Raw genomic sequence first — 23910 nt, forward strand, 5'->3', positions numbered from 1 at the left:
CCTGACCCCATGCCGAACTCAGAAGTGAAACGCCGTAGCGCCGATGGTAGTGTGGGGTCTCCCCATGCGAGAGTAGGGAACTGCCAGGCATCAAATTAGCAGTGAAACCGGGGCAACAAACCGGTGGTTGTGAAGAAATTCGGTGGAGCGGTAGTTCAGTCGGTTAGAATACCTGCCTGTCACGCAGGGGGTCGCGGGTTCGAGTCCCGTCCGTTCCGCCACTCATTTAAGAGCCGCATCTCTAACGAGATGCGGTTTTTTTTCGTCTGTTATTTCTATAAAAAAGGGCAATCGCGCCCTTTTTGCCGTATGTCACTCCCAGCGTTTCAGCAGCAGGCTGGCGTTCACGCCACCAAATCCGAAGCCATTTGATAAGGCATAACGTATCTCCAGCGGCTGCGCAGTCAGCGCAACTAAATGCAGCCCTTCTGCCTCGGAATCAGGGTGATGCAAATTCAGTGTTGGCGGTACAACCTGATCACGTAAAGCCTGGATAGTGAAAATAGCTTCGATACCGCCTGCTGCGCCCAACAAGTGGCCCGTTGCGGATTTAGTTGAGGTAATTGCAACCGGAGCGTCACCAAAAAGCCCCTTAATCGCCGCCAGCTCTCCTTTATCACCCACCTGTGTTGAGGTCGCATGCGCATTAATATGCTGAATATCCGCAGTGGTAATCTCAGCCTGGCGAATGGCTGCTTCCATGGCGCGACGCGCACCGTTACCATCTTCCGGGCCTGCCGTCAGATGATATGCATCCGCGCTGGTTCCGTATCCTACCAGTTCTGCCAGCGGTGTCGCACCGCGTGCCTGGGCATGTTCCAGCGATTCGATAACGAGCAATCCGGCGCCTTCTCCCATTACAAAACCATCACGATCGCGATCAAATGGCCGCGATGCTGCTGTTGGATCGTCGTTAAAACTGCTTGAAAGTGCTCTTGCAGCCGCGAAACCGGCAAGACTAACCCGGTGTATTGCCGCTTCACTGCCACCACACAACGCAATATCCGCTTCACCGCTACGGATCATGCGCGCGGCATCGCCGATGGCCTGCGCACCGGCAGCACAGGCGGTAACCGGTGCGCCAATGGGGCCGCGAAAGCCATGTGCAATGGAAACATGCCCGGCAGCGAGGTTGGCGAGGAAAGAGGGGATGGTAAAAGGGGAGAGTCGACGCGGCCCACGATCATCCGTTGTGCGCACAGCATTGGCGATTTCGTTAAACCCACCGATCCCGGTCGCAATTATCGTGGCAGTACGGTCTTTTTCCGCTTGATCCTGTGGAAACCAGTTCGCCTGCGTCAGGGCTTCTTTTGCCGCTACCAGCGCGAACTCAATAAAACGATCCATCTTTTTGCGTTCTTTGGCAGGAATAGCCACCAGTGGATCAAAACCGTACTGCGGATCCTCTTCAATAGACGGAACCTGACCTGCCACTTTGCAGGGAATATCGTCGACAACCTCATCTGCAAGCCGGGAAATCCCGGATTTTCCCTGTAATAGCGATTGCCATACGTGCGAGACACCACAACCCAGCGGGCTGACAATTCCCATACCTGTTACCACGATGCGTTTTGTTGAAACGCTCATCATCAATTCTCCTGAAATTTCACGCTGTTTGCGGTTTTTTCATTAAGGGAACCAGCAGCGCAGCGATTAAAAACCCCAACATAATCAGATAAAAAGCATCTGAAAACGCTTGTGTCCGAGCCTCACGCAACGTGATGGCCGAAAGATTCTTTAGCGCAGCACTGCTGGCGATATCGGGTGAAATCCCCTGGCTAACCAATCTGCTGATGTTGCTCTGAACGAATTCCGTGACGGAAAGAGAGGCATTATTGAGATGATCCGCGAGGCGGCTGTAGTGCAAATTGGTTCGGTCATTAATCACGGTACCGCACAAGGCGATGCCAATCGCGCCGCCCAGATTGCGCATCAAATTGAACAGACCTGATGCCAGTTTTAGCCGCGCCGGCGGCAGGCTGCCAAGCGTCAACGTGACCGTCGGGGCAACCGCAAATTGTTGCGCCAGGCCGCGAAATGCTTGCGGTAACAGTAGTTCTTGCGCTCCCCATTCATGGGTGAGCGGAATAAAACTGTACATCGACAACGCAAATCCAAGCAGCCCTGCCATCAGTAGCCAGCGTAGATCGACCCGATTCGCAAGCCACGCGTAGAACGGGATCGACAGCACCTGAAAAAGGCCAGTGGAAAACACCGCCAGACCAATTTCCAGTGCGCTAAAGCCGCGCACCGTGCCAAGAAATAATGGTGTTAGATAGATCGTAGCAAAGATGCCAACCCCTGCCATAAACGAGAAGTAGCAGCCCAGCGTGAACGTTCTGTCCTTAAGCGCACGCAGATCCATCACCGGCTGCGTATGGCGTAGCGTGCGAACAACAAAAAAGATGCCGCACAGCAACGCCACCCAGCCAGTCATCGCTAATGTGTTGTCATCAAACCAGCCCCAGCGTGGGCCTTCTTCGAGGGTATATTCCAGACAGCCCAGCGATACCGCGAGCAGGAGGATGCTCAGATAGTCCGCGCCGCGCAATAGCGACGGATTTGGCGTATCAATTTTTACCAGCAGTGGCACGGCGAGGGTGATATAAATCCCCGGTACGATGTTGATATAAAACAGCCAGTGCCAGCTGAAGTTCTCGGTTATCCAGCCACCGACGGTGGGGCCGAGCGTTGGTGCCAGCGATGCCAGCCCGCCAATCGTCGCAGCAGCGATGACGCGTTGTTTTCCCTGAAAAAAGGCAAAGGCGGTGGTGAAAACCAGCGGGATCATCGAGCCACCCGCCAGCCCTTGTAATGCGCGAAAAGCGATCATACTTTGGATATTCCACGCCCAGCCGCAGAGCAGGCTCATCACCGTAAACCCGGCGGCGGAGGCGGCAAACAGCCAGCGCGTGGACATCACCCTCGCCAGCCAGCCGGAGAGGGGAATAATGATGATTTCGGCAATCAGATAACTGGTTTGTACCCATACTGTTTCATCATCGCCGGCAGAAAGCCCTCCGCCGATATCCCGTAGCGACGCCGACACGATCTGGATATCAATCAGGGCGATAAACATGCCCACACACATTGTCGCGAAGGCAAATACTTTCTGACTCACCGGCATTGAAACGCCCGGTTGCAGCGTTACCGCATCGGTGGTGCTCATTGCGCGCTCTTTTCGTCAACGGTAACGATGACAGAAAAACCGGGGCGCAATACGCCGAGTTTTGCCGCTTCGCCTTCCAGCGCGATACGCACGGGCACACGCTGGACAATCTTGGTGAAATTTCCGGTGGCATTTTCTGCCGGGAGAAGACTAAATCGTGAACCGGTTGCGGGAGAAACGCTGAGAACATGGCCGTAGAACGTTCGACCCGGCATAACATCCGCCACAATGGTCGCACGTTGCCCTGGGCGCATATGGGCTAGCTGGCTCTCTTTGAAATTGGCGTCGACCCACAAGCCTTCCGCGGGAACCAGTGAAAGCAGTTGCGTGCCGCCGCCGACGAAGGAGCCGGACCAGGCCCGGCGATTGCCTATAACGCCATCGAACGGGGCGCGGATCTCGGTATAGTTCAGGTTTAATTTCGCGATTTCAAGATTCGCCTGGGCTTGTTGCAGCGCTGCTTGCGTCTGTTTTTCCCGTGCATCAAGCACGGCCAGCTGGCGCGTGGCGACAGCATTATCCGCCTGCGCTTTGCTCTCCTGTGCACGTGCCTGGCGATAATCCGCAGCCGCGTTTTCCCGCACCTGCGCAGAAACGGCACTGGACATGACCAGCGCGCTGTAACGGCGGTTGTCATTGGCTGACTTATCACTCACCGCTTTAGCAGCAGCCAGCGATGCTGTTGCGCCTTCAATGGTTGCCAGCTGTAACTGACGCGTCGCGGCGATATCAGCCAGCGCCGCCCGTTGCGCGGCGACTTCGCCAGCGGCTTTCGCCAGTGCAGCCTGGTAATCCCTGTCATCAAGGCGGACTAAAAGGTCGCCTTTTTTGACCAGCATATTGTCCTGAACGGCAATCTGCTGGACATAACCGGACACTTTACTGGAGATGGCGCTGATATCACCACCCACGTAGGCATCGTCGGTGGATTGAATAAATCGCCCGCTTTGCCACCAGTACACGCCGTAACCCGCAGCGGCTACCAGCGCTGCGGCTAACAGCGGCAGAGTGAGTGCCTTTTTCTTGTTACTGAGCGTCATGATCGCGGCTCACATGGTGAAGCGGGGCGAATTTTTGCGTGTTATCGCCCGTGCGTTTGCGTTGCAAATAATCGTGGCGGTAATGGATAACCGGTGCAGCCGCAGGACCAGGCACCAGGGCATATTTCTCCGGTGTAATGGGTTCGCCGGTTGCTTTATCAATGAGAATGGTCTCGACCGGGCGCTGTGTTTCACGCTCGACTAACTCTATTTGCGCGCCTTCTGGCGAGAAGTGGCGATTCCCCCATTCCACCAGAGCAAGGATCACCGGGCGAAAATCGCGCCCGAGAGCCGTCAGGTGATATTCATAGCGCGGCGGTGTTGTGCTGTAGCTCACTTTTTCCAGCAGCCCGTCATCAACCAACTCTTTCAGACGACGAGAGAGAATGTTGGGGGCGACATTGGCGCTTTTCTGGAACTCATCAAAACGTGTGAAACCGGCTAAAGCGTCACGCAGGATTATTATGCTCCAGCTGTCACCAATGCGGCCTAAGCTGCGGGCGATGGGGCAGGGAGCGTTGCAAAGCGGTTCATTTTTCATGGTCTGACCCGGATACTGGTTAGATTCTGCGCTTACGGTGACATAGTGACTTTCAAAATGCAAGTGACTATCTTTGCGCCCTGAATTCCTTACTTTTGCTTCTCCGGCAAAAAACCTATGCGTTTTCGCCTCTTTTTCCCCTCACTGAAGCGGGGAATAATCAGCGCAACGAAACAATACGAAATCAGAAAGAGGAATTCTTATGGCTATCCCTGCATTTGGTCTTGGCACCTTCCGTTTGACTGACGAAGCGGTTATCGCTTCTGTGAAAAATGCCCTTGAACTGGGTTATCGCGTGATTGATACCGCGCAGATCTACGGTAACGAAGCTGCCATTGGCGAAGCGCTGGCACAGAGCGGCGTTGCGCGTGAAGAGTTGTTTATCACCACCAAAATCTGGACCGAAAATCTGGGCGCAGACAAACTGATCCCCAGTCTGAAAGAGAGTCTGAAAAAATTAGGTACGGATTATGTTGATCTGACCCTGATTCACTGGCCGTCTCCGGGCGCAGCTGTGGCGGTTGATGTCTCTATGCAGGAGCTGATGAAGGCAAAAGCGCAGGGCCTGACGCGCCAGATTGGGGTGTCTAACTTCACCATTCCGCTGATGGAGCAGGCCATTGCCGCTGTGGGCGCGGAAAACATCGCCACTAACCAGATTGAATTGTCACCGTATCTGCAAAACCGCAAAGTCGTTGACTGGGCGAAACAGCACGGTATCCATATCACCTCTTACATGACGCTGGCGTATGGTAAGGCATTGAAAGACGAAGTGATTAGCCGTATCGCGAAGAAACATAATGCTACACCCGCGCAGGTTATCCTGGCGTGGGCGATGGGCGAAGGTTATGCGGTAATCCCGTCTTCGACCAAGCGTGAGAATCTGGCAAGCAACCTGCTGGCACAGTCGCTGAAACTGGATGCAGAAGATAAAGCGGAAATCGCGAAGCTTGATTGCAATGACCGCCTGGTCAGCCCGGAAGGCCTCGCGCCGAAGTGGGATTAATCAAGAGTTTAACGGGAGCGTCATGCTCCCGTTGTCGTTATTGCGGCAGATGTTCGCTGATAAAATCGATAAAGGCGCGAATACGTGTACTCACCGCCCGATCGCTGTAGTAGACCGCGCTAAAAGGCATCTCTACCGGCAGGCGCTTATCCGCCAGCAAATCCACCAGTTCCCCACTTGCCAGCTCTTTATCAATCATATAGTCCGATAAACTGGCGATACCGTTGCCACTCAGACACAAGTGTTTAAGCGTTTCTCCGCTATTTGAGGAGATATCCGGCGTGGCTTCAAATAATTGACCATCGGCAGAAGCAATCGGCCAGGTGTTAAGGGAGACCGGTTCGGTAAACCCGAGTAACACATGATTGCGCAGCTCTTCGACTGTTTCAGGCTTGCCATAGCGAGCGATGTAATCCGGTGAGGCGATAATTTTTCGATAGCTCTTGAACAGCGGGCGGGCGCGCAGGCTGGAGTCCGTCAGTTTCCCCACGCGGATAGCCACATCCACTTTACGCTCAATCAAATTGATAAACGTCTCGCTTGAGACCAGAGAAAGGTTGATTTCCGGGTAGCGTTCACGAAACGGTTTAATCAGCGGCATCAGGAAATGCAGCACCACCGGCGTTGCCGCATCAACGCGCAGCGTGCCGCGCGGCGTGGATTTGGTTTCCATCACCTCTGTTTCTGCGGCCGCCATCTCCTGCAATACGCTTTGTACGCGGCGGAAATAGCGCTCACCTTCTTCGGTTAAACTGAGCTGGCGCGTGGTGCGATTAAGCAAATTGACGCCCAGCTTGTTCTCCAGCTTTTTTACTGCACGGCTGATCGCCGAGTTCGCCTGTCCCAGGCGTTCCGCTGCCCGGCTGAAGCTGCCGCTTTCGACAACAGCCACAAAAATCGCGAGTTCTTCTGAGGTGGTTTTCATTATTGCCTCTGTAGCAACACTGCAACGATATTATTCATCCATACGCTATTTAACCATGTTGAAGCCTGCGATGCCACGCACGCGCGGCGCTGGCGGCATTAATAAGCGCTCACTAACCATAACCGGTGGTTTTTCTGCCGATTGTGCGTTGAAAGTGTGCGCTAAAATCCCTATAACTGAATGACCACCCGGGAACCGGGTGTGGAAATCAATGAGGTTTGAAGCCGAAAGTGCCAAAAAATACCTATGCCATGCGATATGTTGCCGGACAGCCAGCGGAGCGAATTTTACCGCCGGGGTCTTTCGCGAGCATCGGCAAAGCGTTGCCTGCAGGTGTGCCTTTAAGCAGCGACGAAAAAATCCGTGTGCTGGTATGGAATATCTTTAAGCAGCAGCGCGCCGAATGGTTATCGGTGCTGCAGAGTTTTGGCAAAGACGCGCATCTCGTGCTGTTACAGGAAGCGCAAACCACACCGGAACTTGTCAGGTTTGCGACCACTAACTATCTTGCTGCCGATCAGGTTCCCGCGTTTGTGCTGCCGCAACATCCCTCTGGCGTCATGACGCTTTCGTCCGCTCACCCAGTCTATTGCTGCCCGCTACGTGAGCGGGAACCGATTCTACGGCTGGCGAAATCAGCGCTGGTCACCGTGTACCCGCTGCCTGATTTACGTAACCTGATGGTAGTGAATGTCCATGCGGTGAATTTCAGTCTGGGCGTGGATGTCTACAGCAAGCAGTTGTTGCCGATTGGCGATCAGATTATGCGCCACGCCGGACCTGTGATTATGGCAGGGGATTTCAACGCCTGGAGCCGGCCGAGGATGAATGCGCTCTATCGCTTTACGCGTGATATGTCGTTGCGACAGGTTCGTTTTACCGATGACAATCGCCGCCGCGCCTTTGGTCGTCCGCTGGATTTTGTTTTCTATCGTGGTTTGAATGTGCAGGAAGCGTCAGTGCTGGTCACGCGCGCATCGGATCACAACCCGCTGCTGGTGGAATTTACCCCAGGTAAACCGGCTTGAGGGGTGACAAGCAGGCAATAACTGGCTTAAAGCTGAAAGCTTTCCGGACCCCCAGCCTGGCTGGGGGTTTTCTATGGACAAAAAAAAGCACCGTGGGGAAACGGTGCTTTTTTATCGGTTTGTATCAGGAATCCGGTGTGGCGCTGTTCTTAACAAACAGGGTCAGCTGATCGCCTGGCTGCAGATTATCGGTATCGTTATTCCAGCGCATCACATCCTGGATGTTCACGCCGTGACGTTTCGCAATACTCGATAACGAATCACCTTTGCGTACGCGATAAGTAATACTATCGCTGTTGCTGGCGAGACGCTGCGCGCTGCTACCTGCGCCTACCGTCAGACTCTGGCCCACTTTCAGGTTCGAACCGCGCAGGTTATTCCACTGCTGGATATCCTTTGCGCTAACGCCGAGACGCGCCGCGATGGCGGAAAGCGTATCGCCTGAGCGAACCTTGTAGCTCCGGCCTGTCAGCGGGGTGTTATCCGCCAGCTGGGTTGGCTGTACGGCGGCGATTTCGCCTGATGCCAGCGATTCACGCAGTTGATCGGCGTGTTTCTTCGGCACCATCACGTACTGCGGACCCGCTGAACCTAACGTCGAACCTTTAACGCCAGCGTTAAACGTTTTTAGTTTGTTCACCGAAATCCCGGCCATTTCCGCCAACTGATCGACCTCAACCGGGCTGCTCAGTCTGACTCGCGCCAGCGCACGGCTTTCGTCTGGTGTTGGCAGACTCACGCCATAGCGCTTACTGTTTTTGAGAATATCGCTCAAAGCCAGCATTTTAGGCACGTAAATCTTGGTTTCCTGCGGCAATGAAAGCGACCAGAAATCGGTGGGTTTACCCCGCGATTTATTGGCTTTCATCGCTTTCAACACGCGACCTTCACCGCTGTTATAAGCAGCGACTGTCAGTAACCAGTCGCCGTCAAACATGCGGTTAAGACGCTGCATCATGTCAAGCGCGGCCGTGGTAGAGGCCACAATGTCACGACGCGCATCGTAGCTGCGAGTCTGCTTTAAACCATAATTTCGCCCGGTGCTCGGTATGATCTGCCAAATGCCTGCGGCATTGGCGCCAGACGTCGCGTGTGGGTCAAAAGCGCTCTCCACTATGGGTAGTAGTACCAGTTCCATGGGCATGTTACGTTTTTTAACTTGCCCTGCTATCCAGTACATATACGGCTCTGCCCGTAAAGTTACATCGTGGAGATAGCTCTTATTGCTTAAATACTTGAGTTTTTGTTCGCGAATCCGGGTATTTTCCGGAATTCCCATCTTTAGCTCGTCGCTAATGGAGGTCCACAAGTCACTGTTATTCTGGGCGGCGAATGTTCCATCGTCCATCCACCGCGCCTGACTAGTAAACTTCCCTGCTTCCCCTTGACCAGCTGCAGAAAGGCTCTGTGCATGCTGTTGTACCGTACCGTCATGGTTAGACGCCTGGCACCCAGCAAGCAAGACAGAGGCGAATAAGATCGCTTTTGCCTTCATGTGTGTGTCAATAGTAGTTGCTTAAAAGACGAGCGATGATAACGGCGTCGTCTTTAAAAGGCAACCCGGAAATATCAGAAGTTATCTTTCTTTGACCTTAACCATGCGAAACGCTCCTCTGGGTGTTGCAACTTTGTTTCTTGGTTAATTACATCAATTAAATCAGCGTCTTCCGTGCGTAAAAATAAATTAATTTGTCGTTCATTTTTCAGAATTACGGGGAGTGTTTTTTGATTTTTCGCACGTAACTCATTAACTTTTCGATGATATTCGTTAAGTGCAGGATCCTGCGGTAAGATGCTGATCGCAAACTTCATATTCCCTAAAGTATATTCGTGTGCACAGCAAATCACCGTATCATCCGGAAGCGCATTAATCTTACAAAAGGATTGATACATCTGGCTTGCCGTCCCTTCAAATAATCTCCCACAGCCACCCGAAAAGAGTGTGTCGCCGCAAAATAGATAAGGAGAACTGAAGAAACAGATATGTCCTAAAGTGTGACCTGGCGTGGCAAAGACGGAAAAATCATGTCCTAAAACGGAGATAACGTCCCCCTCTTTAACGATCTGTGTGGTTCCTTTATCTTGCGTTTCCTCCGGCCCATAAACCACCACATCAGGGAAATGCTGACGCAACGCTTTCACACCGCCAACATGGTCGTTGTGATGGTGAGTGAGCAAGATAGCTTCCGGTTGCCACTGGTTTTCTTCTAATACGCGTAATACCGGTGCGGCTTCGCCTGGATCGACAATCAGGCAGTGGCCATCATCATTGTTCAGCACCCAGATGTAGTTATCCTGGAACGCCGGAATACTGTTAAGATTCATAAATTACCTCTCAAAGCGTAGCGGAAGGTTGTGATGAAACCGGCAAGGACTCCTAAGACATTGGTCGCACCGGCAAGCTGGGGCGATTTACCTAAAGGCGCGTATTACCGCGAAGCGCTGGAAGGAGAACTTAAGCCGTGGTTTGCAAAAATGTATGGATTTCATTTGCTTAAGATCGGCAATCTGAGCGCGGAAATCAATGCCGAAAGCTGCGCTATTTCCCACCAGGTCAATGTTTCCCTTAGCGGCGAACCAGCGCAGGTCAGAGCCGATCCGCTGCATTTACCGTTCGCAGAGAAATCGGTGGATGCCTGCTTGCTGGCACATACGCTTCCCTGGTGTACCGATCCGCATCGGCTATTGCAGGAAGTGGATCGCGTGTTAATTGACGACGGCTGGCTGGTAATGAGCGGTTTCAACCCGATTAGCCTGCTTGGGCTTTGCAAAGCGGTTCCTTTTGCGCGCCGATCACCCGCGGTAAAAAGCCGGATGTTCACCCTGATGCGCCAGTTTGACTGGCTGTCGTTGCTCAATTTCGAGGTGTTACATTATAGCCGCTTTCGCGTCCTGCCCTGGACGAAACAGGGCGGGAAACTGCTTAGCACGCATTTACCGGCTTTGGGGTGCATGCAGCTTATTGTTGCGCGCAAACGCACCATTCCGCTTACGCTAAACCCCATGAAGTCGAGCCTCAGCAAACCCCGGGTTCGCCAGCCCGTGGGGGCGACCCGCCAGTCTTAACTCTCGGGCTGATAGCCCACATCTTCCTGCGTTGGGTTCATCGCAGCGGCGCGCGCCAGTTCATCGCAACGTTCGTTTTCCGGATGACCTGCGTGGCCTTTAACCCATTCCCAGCGGATTTGATGTTGGCTCAACGCCGCATCGAGTCGCTTCCAGAGATCGACATTCTTGACCGGTTTTTTTTCCGCTGTTTTCCAGCCACGCTTTTTCCAGTTATGGATCCACTGCGTGATCCCCTGGCGCACATACTGGCTATCGGTACTGAGCACCACTTCGCAATGCTCTTTTAATGCTTCCAGTGCGACAATAGCCGCCATCAGTTCCATCCGGTTATTGGTGGTGAGACGGTAGCCTTCGCTAAACAATCTTTCATGCTGACGATAGCGTAAAATCGCGCCGTAACCGCCCGGACCCGGGTTGCCAAGACAAGATCCGTCGGTGAAAATTTCTACCTGTTTAAGCATCTCTGGTAGACTTCCTGTGTTTAAAACGACAAGTCTGACATAAATGGCCGCTATGAGCACAGCAATTACACGACAGATCGTCCTCGATACCGAAACCACCGGTATGAACCAGATTGGCGCCCACTATGAAGGGCACAAGATTATTGAGATCGGTGCGGTGGAGGTGATCAACCGCCGCCTGACCGGTAACAACTTCCATATTTATCTCAAGCCTGACCGGCTGGTGGATCCGGAAGCGTTTGGCGTTCACGGTATCGCCGACGAATTCCTGCTCGATAAACCGACCTTTGCCGACATCGCCGATGAGTTTATTGAGTATATCCGCGGTGCGGAGCTGGTCATTCACAACGCGTCGTTTGATATCGGCTTTATGGACTACGAGTTCAGCAAGCTGAACCGCGGTATTCCAAAAACCGAAACGTTTTGCAAAATTACCGACAGCCTGGCGCTGGCGCGTAAAATGTTCCCCGGCAAGCGTAACAGCCTTGATGCGCTCTGCGCGCGTTACGAAATAGACAACAGCAAACGTACGCTGCACGGCGCATTACTCGACTCCCAAATCCTTGCTGATGTCTATCTGATGATGACCGGCGGCCAGACATCGATGAAATTTGCGATGGAAGGCGAAGGGCAAACGCAAACAGGCGATGCGGAGATCCAGCGTGTTGTTCGCCAGGCAAGCCGCTTGCGTGTGGTTTTAGCCAGTGATGAGGAGCTGATGGCCCATGAATCACGGCTCGATTTAGTGCAGAAGAAGGGCGGAAGCTGCCTGTGGCGCGGGTAAAATCGTTTTGTGAACGCAGGAAAATCGCCGCACGGGTGATTTTTGCAGCAAACAATTCAAAACGATGGAAAAAGCGTTGACGGCACCAGGTGCAATCCGTAATATGCGCCTCGTTCCCTAACAGGAACACAACGCGGAGCGGTAGTTCAGTCGGTTAGAATACCTGCCTGTCACGCAGGGGGTCGCGGGTTCGAGTCCCGTCCGTTCCGCCACTATTCAGAAGGCCTGAATCAGCAATGATTCAGGCCTTCGTCGTTTCTACTCCTTTGCCGCCACGCGCTGGGCGGTAAATGTGCTGCTCACACCTTCGCGTTCGTTACGCGCCAGAAAGCGGTAGCATCCCGCCCCGAGGAACGCGCCAATAAACCAGCTAAAGTTGGCCACTTCATGCAGTGCCGGAATAAAGCTAATAATCAGCCCAACCGCCACTGATGGCGCCAGCGCAGCAATCGCTTTCGGGTTAAAGCCGTTTTTGTACCAGTAACGCCCGTTTGGCGAGTCGGTAAACAGATCGTCGACAAACACATTTCCGCGTTTAATCAAATAAAAATCGGTCAGTAAAATACCGAACAACGGGCCAATAAACGCGCCGAGCACATCCAGCGTGTAGTGGATCAACTCCGGAGACTGGAACAAATTCCACGGTGTCAGCAGTACCGAGCCGACCGCCGCGATCATCCCGCCGGTACGGAAACTGATTTTTTGCGGGGAACAGTTAGAAAAATCGAAGGCCGGGGAGACGAAGTTCGCCACAATATTGATGCCGATGGTGGCGGTGATCATCGTCAGCAGGCCAATTGCCATCGCCAGGCTGCTACCAACATGGCTCACTGTTTCGATAGGATCGGTGATCATCTTGCCAAACAGCGATTGGGTCCCGGAAACAATCACCACAGTGACAATGGAAAACAGCAGGAAGTTAAACGGCAGTCCCCAGCGGTTGCCGCGGCGGATCTCCTGCATGCTTTTACCGTAGCGGGAAAAATCGCCAAAATTGAGCAGCGGGCCGGAGAAGTAAGAAACCACTAACGCCGTTGCGGTGATCATCTGCCAGGTTTGCTCACCGGCCGTCAGTTGTTTGCTGGCGAGGGTAAAAGAGATGCCGTCGAAACCCGTTTGCCAGAGGATCCATCCCGCCAGCGCCATCATCACCACGTATACCGCCGGACCGGCGATATCGATAAAGCGTTTAATCGCGCTCATCCCGTGCCAGAACACCAGTGCTTGCAGCACCCACATAATGCCGAAACAGAGCCAGCCCAAATGTGACAGGCCAAGGAAATGGCCGTTGGTCAGGGGAGTAAGGGCGGGCCAAAACTTCAGGATCACCAGCATCAACGCGTTGGCGGCCAGATAGGTCTGAATGCCGTACCACGCAAACGCAATCAACCCGCGGATCACCGCCGGGATATTCGCGCCGAATACGCCAAATGCCTGACGGCAGATCACGGCATACGGCACACCGGCCATTTGGCTCGGTTTCGCCACCAGGTTTGCGCACAGCTGCACAATACAGATCCCCAACAGCAGGCAAAGTAGCACCTGCCAGCTGGCAAGCCCTAAGGCGAAGAAGCTGGCGGCGACCACATAGCCGCCCATGCTATGCACATCGGACATCCAGAAAGAGAAAATATTGTACCAGCTCCAGGTCTGATGGCGGGTCGGCGCTAAATCTTCATTGGTCAGGCGCGGGCTGTAGCGGGCATCGTAATTTGGTTCAAGGTTTGGCATGGATTCTGCTCCTCTGAATACAGATAGTGACGTGTTGTCTGCTATCCCTCATTGCATTAACCAGGCCAGGTTTTAATTTTTTGTATACAAAATAAATTAACGGTGTATACAAAAATAGATGAATTGAGTAACAAAGGAATTGCGCTATGAACCAGCAAATAGGGCTGCGAACCCCTGCAGATCTGGAAGATAAAGAGCATGTCATTTGGCAATCGTTAATGACCGCCATCGTTGAACATCAATTGCCACCGGGAAGTAAACTGCCGGAAGAGGCGCTGGCGGAAGTTTTTGGCGTCAGCCGTACCGGGATCCGCAAAGTCTTAACCCGCCTTGCGACGGTGCAAATGATCACCATGACGCCCAGACGTGGTGCATTTGTCGCCAACCCTGGCGTTGAAGAGTCAAAAGCTATCTTTACTACCCGTAAAATGATCGAATGCGCCAACCTGCCGCTGGTGCTGGAACATCTTCAGCCGCCACATCTTGCCGGACTGGAAAACATCATCGCGCAGGAAGAAGAGGCGCATCAAAACCATGATGGCGCGGCGGCTATCCGCCACTCTGCGGCTTTCCATATCCAGCTGCAGGCCATTTCCGGTAATGAGGTGGTGACTGACATTATTACCACGCTGGCGCAGCGTTCGTCGCTGGTGATAGCCGCCTGGGGCGCGCCCTGGCAGCGCGGTTGCCGCTGTGACGATCATGACCAACTGGTTACGCTGCTGCGTAAAAAGGATCTGCCGGGGCTCAGTGATGCGATGGCCCACCACTTTGATCACATTGTTTCCAGCCTGCGCTTTGAGCGCAGCGGCGAGACAGTACCGGACTTCGCCCGCCTGTTTGGTGCGCCAGGAGAACACTGATGAGCCAGTTTTGTATACAAGTTATCAATCCCAATACCAGCCCGGAAATGACCGCCACCATCGCCAGCGCGGCGCGCAGCGTGGCGTCGCCAGGCACCACCATTCTTGCCAGTTGCCCCTCGCAGGGAGTGGAATCAATCGAAGGACATTTTGATGAAGCTATTGCGGCGATTGGCGTGCTGGAGCAAATCAAACAGGGTAAAACCCAGGGCGCACAAGGACACGTGGTTGCCTGTTTTGGTGACCCCGGATTACTGGCGGCGCGCGAGCTGGCGAGCGGGCCGGTTATCGGTATTGCTGAAGCGGCTATGCACATGGCAACGCTTGTGGCGACGCGGTTCTCGATTGTTACCACGCTGCCACGCACGGTGATTATCGCCCGTCATTTAATGCGCCAGTATGGCTTCGAACATCACTGCGCCGCGCTGCATGCTATCGATTTACCGGTACTGGCGTTGGAAGATGGCACGGGTCTTGCTCAGCAAAAGGTACGCGAACGTTGTATACAAGCTAAACGGGAAGATCATAGCGGTGCCATTGTGCTGGGCTGCGGCGGCATGGCGAACCTTGCCAGCGAGTTGACGCAAGAGCTTGGCATGCCTGTGATCGACGGCGTTACGGCCGCGGTGAAGATGGTGGAATCCCTTCTCTCGCTGGGGCTTGGCACCAGCAAATACGGCGATCTCGCGTATCCCAATAAAAAGCCGCTTTCAGGATGTTTCGAACAGCTTTGCTGAAAGCGGCCCCGTAAAGAGGTCGAATCAGCATGCAATCAGCAACGGACAAACCTTTCTGGCATTTCACCGCCGACTACCCCCGCGATATGGCGGGTTATGCGGGAAAACCGCCGCATGCCCGCTGGCCGGGTGGAGCGCGCATTGCCGTCCAGTTTGTCCTTAATTTTGAAGAAGGCGGCGAGAACCATGTGCTGCATGGTGACGCGGGTTCAGAGCAATTTTTGTCAGATATTATTGGCGCTGCCAGCTATCCCGCGCGGCATATGTCGATGGACTCGCTGTATGAGTATGGATCGCGCGCAGGGTTCTGGCGTATTCATCAGGCTTTTCAGCAACGTGGCCTGCCACTCACGGTTTTTGGCGTGGCAATGGCGCTGGCGCGTAACCCGGAAATCGTCGAGGCGATCAAAGCGGCAGACTACGACGTGGTAAGCCACGGCTGGCGCTGGATCCATTATCAGGATCTTGATATTCAAACCGAACGCCAGCACATGCAGCAGGCGATTGAGATCCTGCAAACGCTGTTTGGCAAAAAGCCGCTTGGCTGGTACACCGGGCGTGACAGCCCAAACACCCGTAAGCTGGTGGTCGAGCAGGGCGATTTTCTCTACGACAGCGACTATTACGGCGATGATTTACCCTTCTGGACCACGGTGGAAGGGAAGCCGCATCTGATTGTGCCGTATACGCTTGATGCCAACGATATGCGCTTTGCCACGGCTCAGGGTTTTAACACCGCTGAACAGTTTTATACCTATCTGAAAGACAGTTTTGATGTGCTGTACGAAGAAGGGGCGTATGCGCCAAAGATGATGTCGATTGGCATGCACTGCCGCCTGCTCGGGCGGCCCGGGCGCTTTCGTGCACTGCAGCGTTTTCTTGATTACGTGCAAAGCCACAGCGATGTCTGGATCTGCCGTCGCCAGGATATCGCCGAACATTGGCTAAAGCACCATCCTTATAAGGGTTGAAATAAGGCTGAAGCAAAGCGAATAGCCCGCCACCGAGCGGGCTTTACTTAGCGTGTCAGCCGCAGCTGTTGTAAATTGCCGTCCAGTTGCAGATCCGTTTGCAGTCGCGCCACATCGCGACAGGTAAATGCCATTGCTTTATGCGCTTCCAGTTTTTGCCGCCACTTTTCCGGCACGTCCGCAAGATTCTCGTACAATACTTCCAGCGTCGGGAAGGTGTTTAACAGTTGGGTGGCGCTTTTCGGGCCAATACCGGCAACGCCTAGCACTTTAGAACTGCTGATCCCCGCCAGCCCCCAGTAATCCGGCAATTGTTGCGGCGTGACACCATATTCCTGCGCGATAAAGGGCGCATCCAGCCAGCGTTTCTGAAAATAGTCGCGGATACGAATGGTTGGGGAAAGCAACTGGCAATAGCCTTTGTCCGTAGAAACAATTGTCGCCTGCTGCCCGGCCTGCGCCATTTTTACCGCCAGCGTCGCGGCGAGATCGTCCGCTTCGTTACCCGGCGTGGCCCAGCAACGAATGCCACGCTGTTCAAAAGCACTGCGCAAAGCGGGCATCTCGGCATGCAGCGTCTCCGGCATGGGCGGTCGCCCGGCTTTATAGTCGGGTAATAACTGGTGACGCCAGCCCTGGCTGCGAGCCTCATCATCAAACACCGCCACAGCGTGCGTCGGCTGGCTGTGAACGACGAGTTGTTCCAGCGCGTGCAGGCAGGTGTCTACACAGGGCGATCCCTGTACCGCGTGGATCCGGCGGATAAGATTAAGCGCGTCGACAATTAACAGATGAGCCACAGATACCCTCCTTGAAATCGTGCCTAAGGGTAACATCGCGTGCGGCGTGAGGCTATGAAGCGGGGAATAATCAGGAAGATGCCTCGCAAAACGAGGCATCTGGCAGGGCTTAATCGCAGGTCACGATCTTCATCGCCAGCCCACCGCGTGAGGTTTCGCGGTACTTGGCGTTCATATCTTTCCCGGTTTCGTACATGGTTTCGATGACTTTATCCAGGCAGACGCGCGGCTCGCTGGTACGGCGCAGCGCCATACGCGCGGCGTTTACCGCTTTTACTGACGCAATGGCGTTGCGCTCGATGCACGGAACCTGTACCTGGCCTGCGACCGGATCGCAAGTCAGACCGAGGTTGTGTTCCATACCGATTTCCGCCGCGATGCAGACCTGCGCCGGGCTTGCGCCGAGCAGTTCCGCAAGGCCTGCGGCGGCCATCGAACAGGCAACACCCACTTCGCCCTGGCAGCCTACTTCCGCGCCGGAGATGGAGGCGTTCATTTTATAGAGCGAGCCAATCGCGCTGGCGACCAGCAGATAGCGAGCCAGTGAATTCGCGTTTACCTGACGAATAAACTTGTCGTAATAAGCCAGTACTGCCGGCACAATGCCACACGCGCCATTGGTTGGCGCAGTCACCACGCGACCACCGGCGGCGTTCTCTTCGTTAACCGCCAGCGCAAACATGTTGATCCAGTCGACGACCTGCATCGGATCTTTACTGGTGTTATCGCTGCTGACCAGCATACGGCGCAGCGCCGCGGCGCGGCGCGGCACGCGTAATTTGCCCGGCAACACGCCTTCGGTGGTAATTCCGCGCTCAATACCGCCCTGCATCACTTCCCAGACGCGTGCGAGGTGCTGTTCCAGCTCCTCTTTGCTGTGCAGCGCCAGTTCGTTCTTCATCATCAGACCAGAGAGTGAAAGCCCGGTTTCCTGACAGTGACGTTGCAGATCCGCCGCATTTTTGTACGGATAAGGTACGGCGACAGGCGCGTTGTTGGTCTGGCCAAAATGTTCTTCGTCGACAATAAAACCGCCGCCGATGGAGTAATAGGTCTGGCTATAGAGAACCCTGTCGCCCGCGAGCGCGGTAATACGCATGCCGTTCTCATGCAGCGAGAGGTTATCGGCATGGAAGTTCATGCATTGATCGACCGGAAACTCGACTTCGTGCTCGCCGTTAGCCAGCAGCAGGCGGCCGTGCGTGTTTACGTCCTGAATAAATCCTGGAATAGCATCGATATCAACGCTATCCGGCAGGTTACCCGCCAGACCCATAATGATAGCGATATCGGTATGGTGCCCTTTACCGGTCAGAGAGAGGGAACCGTAAACGTCTACTACTACACGGGTCACGTCGTGCAGCATGCGGCGAGCAATCAGATCGTCAGTGAATTGTTTACCGGCTTTCATTGGGCCAACGGTATGCGAGCTGGAAGGGCCAATGCCGATTTTAAAAATATCGAATACGCTGATCATGACGCATTATCCATTGCAATGAGAGTCGCGCCGCCCATGGAGAGCGGCGCGAAAGAGATTAGCTGAACAGAGAGTAGAAGATCGCGGAGATAGCGATAAGACCCATGATAACAATGAAGATGTTGCTAATTTTGCCGCTGTATTTACGCATTGCCGGTACTTTGGCGATGGCGTACATCGGCATCAGGAACAGGATCATCGCGATAATCGGGCCGCCCAGAGTTTCAATCATTCCGAGGATGCTCGGGTTCCAGGTTGCTACAGCCCAGGTGGTCAGCAGCATAAACAGCGCGGTAATGCGGTTCAGCTTGTTGATTTCGATGCTTTTACCTTTGCCACGCAGGGACTTGATCACCATACCGTTGAAACCTTCACGCGCACCCAGATAGTGGCCGAGGAAAGATTTGGTGATGGCGATCATCGCAATGATCGGTGCCATCCAGGCGATGATCGGTGCGTTAAAGTGGTTTGCCAGGTAAGAAAGAATCGAGATGTTCTGCTGTTTCGCCGATGCCAGGTCAGCCGGAGAGAGGCTCAGTACGCAGCTGAATACGAAGAACATTACCGTCAGCACCATCATGATGTGTGCGAACGCCAAAATACGTGAACATTTGCTCTCTGCTTCGTTGCCGTACTCTTCACGTTTTGCCACCGCAAACGAGGAGATGATCGGCGAGTGGTTAAAGGAGAACACCATCACCGGAATAGCCAGCCACAAGGTCATCCACAGGCCGTTACCGGTCGCGGAAGTACTGTTCAAAGACAGCGTGTCGAGTGCTGCGCCGTTCCACTGCGGGATCAGGTAAACGGCCAGCAACATCAGGGCGATAACAAACGGGAACACCAGAATACTCATCGCTTTTACAATCATCTGCTCGCCAAAACGCACGATGGTCATCATGCCGACAATCAGGATCAGCGACAGAATGGCGCGCGGCGGCGGCGTCATACCCAACTGGTGGGTCATAAAGCTGTCAACGGTGTTGGTGATCGCCACGCTGTAGACCAGCAGGATCGGGTAGATAGCGAAGAAGTAGAGCAGGGTAATCAGTTTACCCGCGCCGATACCGAAGTGCTCTTCAACCACCTCGGTGATGTCTTCACCCGGGTTTTTACCCGACAGCACAAAGCGAGTCAGACCGCGGTGTGCGAAGTAAGTCATTGGGAAAGCGAGGATGGCCATGATGATCAGCGGAATTAAACCGCCAACGCCGGCGTTAATTGGCAGGAACAGTACACCAGCGCCGATGGCAGTACCGTACAGGCCCAGCATCCACATGGTATCCGTTTTGCGCCATGAACTTCGTGTAGCCGATGTGGCCAGCGTACTGGTTTGAGTGGTTTCCATTTATAAATCTCCTGGGAAAAGCAAAATGCTGGCATGACGGGCGAATAAAATGCCTGACAGGCTGGCGGTAATATTAAATTCGGTCAATCACGGTTTTTTTATAATTTCTTTCCGCAATTATTTGCGGCGGAAAGATACATTTATGTTATGACTCTATCAGTGATCGGGATCGCAATTGCAATAAATCACTTTTTATGTGGATATATTTAGACCATCTCTCTACTTAATGATCGAGAGATGAAATTTATGGGCGCGAAGGCTATCACCAGCAAGATTTGCGATCAAACGCACACCGCTGAAAGACGATAAATGCCCTGTAAAAAACCGCTATCGCAGTGATTTATCGGCGTTTAAGGGGCGCTGTAACATATGAATATGCTGGTGATAGGCATGCGAGTTATACGGGGAAAATCCGAGGTATAAGGGCGACTTATACGTCGCCCTGGAAGATCAGGCGCAGATTTCGTAGCAAGGAATGTACGCGCTGCCTGGCAGTTTCATACGATGCTGGGCGACAAAGCCCTGTAGCAGGTCATCCATACGGCGCATCATGTCGCTATCGCCATGAATTTTATACGGGCCGAACTCCTCAATCGCCCGAATGCCGTGCTCTTTCACGTTACCCGCCACGATGCCTGAGAACGCCCGGCGCAGATCCGCCGCTAACGTTTCCACCGGCTGATCCGGATAAAGTTTCAGGTTAGCCATATTTTCGTGCGTCGGTTCAAACGGCACCTGCAGATCCGGCGCGATACGGATAGACCAGTTGAAACTATAGGCATCCCCGGTTTCACGACGGTTCTCTTTCACGCGCGGCATCGCTTTTTTCATCTGCCGCGCCACTTCAGCCGCATCATTAATGATGATGGTGTAGTGTTGTCGCGCGGCTTCGCCCAGCGTGTTAACGATAAATTCGTCCAGCACACGGAAATAGTCCGCACTCTCTTTTGGCCCGGTCAGGATCAGCGGTAGTACCTGGTTTTTGTTGGCCGGGTTCATCAAAATCCCCAGCAGATACAACAACTCTTCCGCCGTGCCTACGCCACCCGGGAAGATGATGATGCCGTGCGCGATACGGACAAACGCTTCCAGACGTTTTTCAATATCCGGCATGATGATCAGTTCGTTGACCAGCGGGTTTGGCGGTTCAGCGGCAATGATCGACGGTTCGGTCATGCCAATAAAACGGCCCTCTTTATAACGTTGCTGCGCGTGACCGACGGCGGCACCTTTCATGGGCGCTTCCATCGCGCCTGGGCCACAGCCCGTACAGATGTTCAGCTCACGCAGGCCAAGCTGGGTTCCCACGCGGCGCGCGTAGAGGTACTCGGTTTCGTTAATCGAGTGGCCGCCCCAGCAGACCACCATGCTCGGCGCTTCGCCGACATGCAGCGCGCGGGCGTTACGCAAAATGGAAAACACCAGGTTGGTGATATGAATGGAGCTTTCCAGATTTAAATGCTGAACGCGTCCGGCGTTATGTATCTGTCCATTAACGAAGAGAATGTCGCGCAGAACAGCAAACAGGTTGGCCTGCAGCGAGCGGATAATGCGCCCGTCGACAAAGGCCTCTTCCGGTGGGTTGATCAACTCCAGCTTTACGCCGCGTTCACGGCGTAACACGTTGATATCAAAACTTTCGTTACGGGAGAGCAGCTCTTTGCTGCTGTCGGTCTGGCTCCCTGAGTTCAGTACAGCGAGCGAGCAGTTGCGAAACAGTTGATACAGGTCACTGCTGGCCGTGCGTTTAAGCATATCGACTTCCAGCTGCGACAGCATATCCATTGAGCCAAGCGGGCTAATATGTGTAATCAAGTGAACTCCTTACGGGACGAAAATTTTATCTTTCCCGTGATTACAATAGCCCTGGCTTATGACGTTTAACAACCTGTCGCGTGGGATCTTCCACGCAGAGCGATAAAAAGTTGTGATTTACTGGCGTACTAACCGACCGGTTGCAGGGACAAAATCGGTATTGGTGCGCCACGGATTGATATCCAGCCCGCCGCGTCGGGTATAGCGCGCGTACACGCTCAGGCTTTCAGGCCGGCAGAAACGCAGAATATCCGTGAAGATGCGCTCGACACACTGCTCATGAAACTCATTGTGATGACGGAAAGAGACCAGGTAGCGCAGCAATTTTTCACGGTCGATTTGCGCGCCGCGATACTGGATTTGCACTGAGCCCCAATCTGGCTGGTGGGTGATCAGGCAGTTCGATTTTAATAAATGGCTGACCAGCGTCTCTTCCACAAGCTTTCCGCTGGCGGCATCGGTTAACAGCGCGGCGTCAAATTCGTAATTTGCGATCTCAATATCCTGGTCGTCGATACAGACCCCAGGGAAATGCGCAATCGGCTGCCCTTCCAGCTCATCAATGCGATACAGCACCACGTTCACGGCGCCTTGGGCGCAGGCGCTTAAATCACGTTGCAACGTGTCGTGTACCTCTTGCCAGCTGGCAAAACGTGTCTGGTTAAAACTGTTGAGATAGAGCTTGAAGCTTTTCGATTCCACCAAATTGACGCTGGCGTGATCCAGCTCAACGTGACCAACCGCCACCTGCGGCAAACCCTTCGCATTGAGCCAGGAGAGCTCATACAACGTCCAGATATCCGCGCCGCGAAAAGGCAAGCTGTCGGCTTTTAAGCCTAACGGATCGCGGTTTAACGAACGGGGAACGCCTTGCAGCAAGCTGGCGTCATAGGTGTCGCGGTAATCGGTGGTTTTGCCAAGCGTCAGGCCAGCCAGCGCCTGATGGTTATCATAAGAGGACATGTTTCATCGCCATTTTGCAGGTAAACTATGACGCAGAGTTTATCCTGGCTTATGTGAAGAGAGAAATCGGTGGAAAAAGAGACGGCGCATGCCCTGAAAGCCTTTACGGAACGTTACTGTAATGCGTGGCACACACAGCGAGACAGCTGGCCGCAAAGCGAAGCGCTTTACGGTATTCCCTCGCCGTGCATTATTTCTTCCACCGACAAATACGTTATCTGGCAGCCAAAACCGTTCGTACCAGAACGAAATGTAAACCCAATTGAACAGGCCATGGAAATTGTGGTACAAACGCCGCTCCATACCTTTTACACCACACAATTTGCCGGTGATATGACCGCGCGTTTTGGCGAACTGACGCTGACGCTGCTGCAAACGTGGAGTGAGGATGACTTCGTGCGTATGCAGGAAAATCTGATTGGTCACCTGGTTACGCAAAAAAGGCTGAAGTTATCGCCTACACTTTTTATTGCTACGCTCGACAGCGAACTGGATGTGATTTCGCTGTGTAACCTGAGCGGCGAAGTGGTGAAAGAGACGCTGGGTACGCGTCAGCGCACCGTTCTCGCCCCAAGCCTCGCGGCATTCCTCGACCAGCTCGAACCCGTTGTGTAATCCTCAATACTACTCATCTTGTGAGAGATCTCTTACACGACCTGTAAGAGATCGCCAGGTCTTTTTCCATAATTCTGATGCGCCTTCTCATTCATAATTAATATAAATCATGAGGTTAATCTAAAACCCTTTTCCTGCTATGGTTTCATTCAAAGCTGAATTTGTGTTAAGTCTTCTTGTAAGACGTCACGGAATCGGTGATTCTATCTGTGTCGACACGGAGTCTGACAACGAAGCGTACATCAGGATGATGTTGTTTCGAGGACTCACCAGGACGGTGCTGCAAGGAAAGGCTTCAGGACGAAGCAAAGGGACATCGCTGGAATGCGTTAACGGACACCTCCAGGAAGGAGAATGAGAGCCGGTAAGGATACCCGGCAGATCAGGAAGATCCAGGACACGCTTTACGGATGAGGCCAAGTCACATCGGGGTGGTGTGAGCAAGATGCGCTGTTTAAGGATGAACGGGTCAGGAGACCGCAGGAAAAGTTTTCATGGATGAGCAGGGAGCATACGAGTAGCGGGACTGCTGCGAAACGAACCGGGAGCACTGTTTTTACAGTGCTC

The 23910-nt window shown here is 53.6% G+C and carries 22 protein-coding genes, 2 tRNA genes and 1 rRNA gene; 11 read left to right on the forward strand and 14 right to left on the reverse strand.

Annotated features, from left to right (window positions below; translation table 11 throughout):
* Both rrf and DFO56_RS15225 read left to right on the forward strand, forming a co-directional pair.
* Positions 1 to 89 (forward strand): 5S ribosomal RNA (gene rrf / locus DFO56_RS15220); the annotation flags it as partial.
* 55 nt (positions 90 to 144) lie between these two features.
* Positions 145 to 221 (forward strand) — tRNA-Asp (locus tag DFO56_RS15225).
* A 91-nt stretch (positions 222 to 312) separates the two neighbouring features.
* Here the strand turns inward: DFO56_RS15225 and fabF are convergent.
* The 4 genes from fabF to DFO56_RS15245 are packed head-to-tail and all read right to left on the reverse strand — an operon-like array spanning position 313 to position 4750.
* Complete coding sequence (gene fabF / locus DFO56_RS15230) at positions 313 to 1587, reverse strand: beta-ketoacyl-ACP synthase II (protein WP_045513366.1); 1275 nt, start codon at positions 1585 to 1587, stop codon at positions 313 to 315.
* A 19-nt stretch (positions 1588 to 1606) separates the two neighbouring features.
* Positions 1607 to 3169, reverse strand: coding sequence for a DHA2 family efflux MFS transporter permease subunit (locus DFO56_RS15235; RefSeq protein ID WP_045513354.1), 1563 nt, complete (start codon positions 3167 to 3169; stop codon positions 1607 to 1609).
* Positions 3166 to 4209: an HlyD family secretion protein gene (locus DFO56_RS15240; RefSeq protein ID WP_045513350.1), complete on the reverse strand. Its 1044-nt coding sequence runs from the start codon at positions 4207 to 4209 to the stop codon at positions 3166 to 3168. The genes DFO56_RS15235 and DFO56_RS15240 overlap by 4 nt, the downstream gene beginning before the upstream one ends.
* Positions 4196 to 4750, reverse strand: a complete 555-nt coding sequence (locus tag DFO56_RS15245; protein ID WP_020456635.1) for a helix-turn-helix domain-containing protein — start codon at positions 4748 to 4750, stop codon at positions 4196 to 4198. The genes DFO56_RS15240 and DFO56_RS15245 overlap by 14 nt, the downstream gene beginning before the upstream one ends.
* 202 nt (positions 4751 to 4952) lie before the next feature.
* On the opposite strand from DFO56_RS15245, the gene dkgB reads away from it, so the two are divergent.
* Positions 4953 to 5756, forward strand: a complete 804-nt coding sequence (gene dkgB / locus DFO56_RS15250) for a 2,5-didehydrogluconate reductase DkgB (protein ID WP_045513346.1) — start codon at positions 4953 to 4955, stop codon at positions 5754 to 5756.
* A 37-nt stretch (positions 5757 to 5793) separates the two neighbouring features.
* On the opposite strand, the gene yafC is transcribed toward dkgB, so the two are convergent.
* A complete protein-coding gene (gene yafC / locus DFO56_RS15255) occupies positions 5794 to 6681 on the reverse strand; it encodes a DNA-binding transcriptional regulator YafC (RefSeq protein ID WP_020456637.1) in 888 nt (295 codons plus the stop codon).
* Between the two features lie 230 nt (positions 6682 to 6911).
* Between yafC and DFO56_RS15260 the strand changes: the two genes are divergently transcribed.
* Entirely contained in the window at positions 6912 to 7709 is a 798-nt protein-coding gene (locus DFO56_RS15260; RefSeq protein WP_045513363.1) for an endonuclease/exonuclease/phosphatase family protein, read from the forward strand.
* A gap of 124 nt (positions 7710 to 7833) precedes the next feature.
* Here the strand turns inward: DFO56_RS15260 and mltD are convergent, their stop codons facing one another.
* Together mltD and gloB are read right to left on the reverse strand one after the other, a co-directional pair.
* Positions 7834 to 9204, reverse strand: coding sequence for a murein transglycosylase D (mltD, locus tag DFO56_RS15265; protein WP_045513344.1), 1371 nt, complete (start codon positions 9202 to 9204; stop codon positions 7834 to 7836).
* A 74-nt stretch (positions 9205 to 9278) separates the two neighbouring features.
* On the reverse strand, positions 9279 to 10034 hold the full coding sequence (gloB, locus tag DFO56_RS15270) for a hydroxyacylglutathione hydrolase (RefSeq protein ID WP_045513341.1): 756 nt from the start codon (positions 10032 to 10034) through the stop codon (positions 9279 to 9281).
* Between the two features lie 33 nt (positions 10035 to 10067).
* Between gloB and DFO56_RS15275 the strand changes: the two genes are divergently transcribed.
* Entirely contained in the window at positions 10068 to 10775 is a 708-nt protein-coding gene (locus DFO56_RS15275) for a class I SAM-dependent methyltransferase (protein ID WP_044489570.1), read from the forward strand.
* Here DFO56_RS15275 and rnhA read toward each other — a convergent pair.
* A complete protein-coding gene (gene rnhA / locus DFO56_RS15280) occupies positions 10772 to 11338 on the reverse strand; it encodes a ribonuclease HI (RefSeq protein ID WP_161796289.1) in 567 nt (188 codons plus the stop codon). The genes DFO56_RS15275 and rnhA overlap by 4 nt on opposite strands.
* On the opposite strand from rnhA, the gene dnaQ reads away from it, so the two are divergent.
* Both dnaQ and DFO56_RS15290 read left to right on the forward strand, forming a co-directional pair.
* A complete protein-coding gene (gene dnaQ, locus DFO56_RS15285; protein WP_045513338.1) occupies positions 11292 to 12023 on the forward strand; it encodes a DNA polymerase III subunit epsilon in 732 nt (243 codons plus the stop codon). The two genes, rnhA and dnaQ, sit on opposite strands and share 47 nt — an antisense overlap.
* A 135-nt stretch (positions 12024 to 12158) precedes the next feature.
* Positions 12159 to 12235: transfer RNA gene (locus tag DFO56_RS15290), tRNA-Asp, on the forward strand.
* Between the two features lie 46 nt (positions 12236 to 12281).
* Here the strand turns inward: DFO56_RS15290 and DFO56_RS15295 are convergent.
* Positions 12282 to 13754, reverse strand: a complete 1473-nt coding sequence (locus DFO56_RS15295; protein WP_020456643.1) for an NCS1 family nucleobase:cation symporter-1 — start codon at positions 13752 to 13754, stop codon at positions 12282 to 12284.
* Positions 13755 to 13900: 146 nt separating this feature from the next.
* Between DFO56_RS15295 and DFO56_RS15300 the strand changes: the two genes are divergently transcribed.
* Genes DFO56_RS15300 through puuE form a run of 3 tightly spaced genes read left to right on the forward strand, consistent with a single transcriptional unit; the run spans position 13901 to position 16325 of the window.
* Positions 13901 to 14617: a GntR family transcriptional regulator gene (locus DFO56_RS15300; RefSeq protein WP_045513335.1), complete on the forward strand. Its 717-nt coding sequence runs from the start codon at positions 13901 to 13903 to the stop codon at positions 14615 to 14617.
* Positions 14617 to 15354, forward strand: coding sequence for an aspartate/glutamate racemase family protein (locus tag DFO56_RS15305; protein WP_045513332.1), 738 nt, complete (start codon positions 14617 to 14619; stop codon positions 15352 to 15354). Before DFO56_RS15300 ends, DFO56_RS15305 begins: the two co-directional genes overlap by 1 nt.
* 29 nt (positions 15355 to 15383) lie before the next feature.
* Positions 15384 to 16325 carry an allantoinase PuuE gene (gene puuE, locus DFO56_RS15310; RefSeq protein WP_020456646.1) on the forward strand — a complete coding sequence of 314 codons (942 nt, stop codon included), beginning with the start codon at positions 15384 to 15386 and terminating at the stop codon, positions 16323 to 16325.
* A 47-nt stretch (positions 16326 to 16372) separates the two neighbouring features.
* Here puuE and xni read toward each other — a convergent pair whose 3' ends face one another.
* The 5 genes from xni to queF all read right to left on the reverse strand — a co-directional run bounded on the left by xni (position 16373) and on the right by queF (position 22728).
* Complete coding sequence (gene xni / locus DFO56_RS15315) at positions 16373 to 17125, reverse strand: flap endonuclease Xni (protein WP_233500405.1); 753 nt, start codon at positions 17123 to 17125, stop codon at positions 16373 to 16375.
* A gap of 109 nt (positions 17126 to 17234) precedes the next feature.
* Positions 17235 to 18602: an L-serine ammonia-lyase gene (locus tag DFO56_RS15320; RefSeq protein WP_020456648.1), complete on the reverse strand. Its 1368-nt coding sequence runs from the start codon at positions 18600 to 18602 to the stop codon at positions 17235 to 17237.
* A 58-nt stretch (positions 18603 to 18660) separates the two neighbouring features.
* A complete protein-coding gene (locus DFO56_RS15325) occupies positions 18661 to 19950 on the reverse strand; it encodes an HAAAP family serine/threonine permease (protein ID WP_020456649.1) in 1290 nt (429 codons plus the stop codon).
* A 450-nt stretch (positions 19951 to 20400) separates the two neighbouring features.
* Positions 20401 to 21765, reverse strand: coding sequence for a nucleotide 5'-monophosphate nucleosidase PpnN (ppnN, locus tag DFO56_RS15330; protein ID WP_017458733.1), 1365 nt, complete (start codon positions 21763 to 21765; stop codon positions 20401 to 20403).
* A 117-nt stretch (positions 21766 to 21882) separates the two neighbouring features.
* Positions 21883 to 22728: an NADPH-dependent 7-cyano-7-deazaguanine reductase QueF gene (gene queF / locus DFO56_RS15335; RefSeq protein WP_045513326.1), complete on the reverse strand. Its 846-nt coding sequence runs from the start codon at positions 22726 to 22728 to the stop codon at positions 21883 to 21885.
* Positions 22729 to 22797: 69 nt separating this feature from the next.
* Here queF and syd point away from each other — a divergent pair, with 69 nt between their 5' ends.
* A complete protein-coding gene (gene syd, locus DFO56_RS15340) occupies positions 22798 to 23343 on the forward strand; it encodes a SecY-interacting protein (RefSeq protein WP_020456651.1) in 546 nt (181 codons plus the stop codon).
* Positions 23344 to 23910: the final 567 nt, after the last annotated feature.

This window comes from Kosakonia sp. AG348 (assembly GCF_003337365.1).
In the GTDB taxonomy this organism is placed as follows: Bacteria; Pseudomonadota; Gammaproteobacteria; order Enterobacterales; family Enterobacteriaceae; genus Kosakonia.

What these genes read in the sequence shown, in the direction of transcription:
- fabF (WP_045513366.1), bottom strand. Translation starts at nt 1,587, where the DNA reads ATGAGCGTTTCAACAAAACGCATCGTGGTAACAGGTATGGGAATTGTC.
- DFO56_RS15235 (WP_045513354.1), bottom strand. Translation starts at nt 3,169, where the DNA reads ATGAGCACCACCGATGCGGTAACGCTGCAACCGGGCGTTTCAATGCCG.
- DFO56_RS15240 (WP_045513350.1), bottom strand. Translation starts at nt 4,209, where the DNA reads ATGACGCTCAGTAACAAGAAAAAGGCACTCACTCTGCCGCTGTTAGCC.
- DFO56_RS15245 (WP_020456635.1), bottom strand. Translation starts at nt 4,750, where the DNA reads ATGAAAAATGAACCGCTTTGCAACGCTCCCTGCCCCATCGCCCGCAGC.
- dkgB (WP_045513346.1), top strand. Translation starts at nt 4,953, where the DNA reads ATGGCTATCCCTGCATTTGGTCTTGGCACCTTCCGTTTGACTGACGAA.
- yafC (WP_020456637.1), bottom strand. Translation starts at nt 6,681, where the DNA reads ATGAAAACCACCTCAGAAGAACTCGCGATTTTTGTGGCTGTTGTCGAA.
- mltD (WP_045513344.1), bottom strand. Translation starts at nt 9,204, where the DNA reads ATGAAGGCAAAAGCGATCTTATTCGCCTCTGTCTTGCTTGCTGGGTGC.
- gloB (WP_045513341.1), bottom strand. Translation starts at nt 10,034, where the DNA reads ATGAATCTTAACAGTATTCCGGCGTTCCAGGATAACTACATCTGGGTG.
- DFO56_RS15275 (WP_044489570.1), top strand. Translation starts at nt 10,068, where the DNA reads ATGAAACCGGCAAGGACTCCTAAGACATTGGTCGCACCGGCAAGCTGG.
- dnaQ (WP_045513338.1), top strand. Translation starts at nt 11,292, where the DNA reads ATGAGCACAGCAATTACACGACAGATCGTCCTCGATACCGAAACCACC.
- DFO56_RS15295 (WP_020456643.1), bottom strand. Translation starts at nt 13,754, where the DNA reads ATGCCAAACCTTGAACCAAATTACGATGCCCGCTACAGCCCGCGCCTG.
- DFO56_RS15300 (WP_045513335.1), top strand. Translation starts at nt 13,901, where the DNA reads ATGAACCAGCAAATAGGGCTGCGAACCCCTGCAGATCTGGAAGATAAA.
- DFO56_RS15305 (WP_045513332.1), top strand. Translation starts at nt 14,617, where the DNA reads ATGAGCCAGTTTTGTATACAAGTTATCAATCCCAATACCAGCCCGGAA.
- puuE (WP_020456646.1), top strand. Translation starts at nt 15,384, where the DNA reads ATGCAATCAGCAACGGACAAACCTTTCTGGCATTTCACCGCCGACTAC.
- DFO56_RS15320 (WP_020456648.1), bottom strand. Translation starts at nt 18,602, where the DNA reads ATGATCAGCGTATTCGATATTTTTAAAATCGGCATTGGCCCTTCCAGC.
- DFO56_RS15325 (WP_020456649.1), bottom strand. Translation starts at nt 19,950, where the DNA reads ATGGAAACCACTCAAACCAGTACGCTGGCCACATCGGCTACACGAAGT.
- queF (WP_045513326.1), bottom strand. Translation starts at nt 22,728, where the DNA reads ATGTCCTCTTATGATAACCATCAGGCGCTGGCTGGCCTGACGCTTGGC.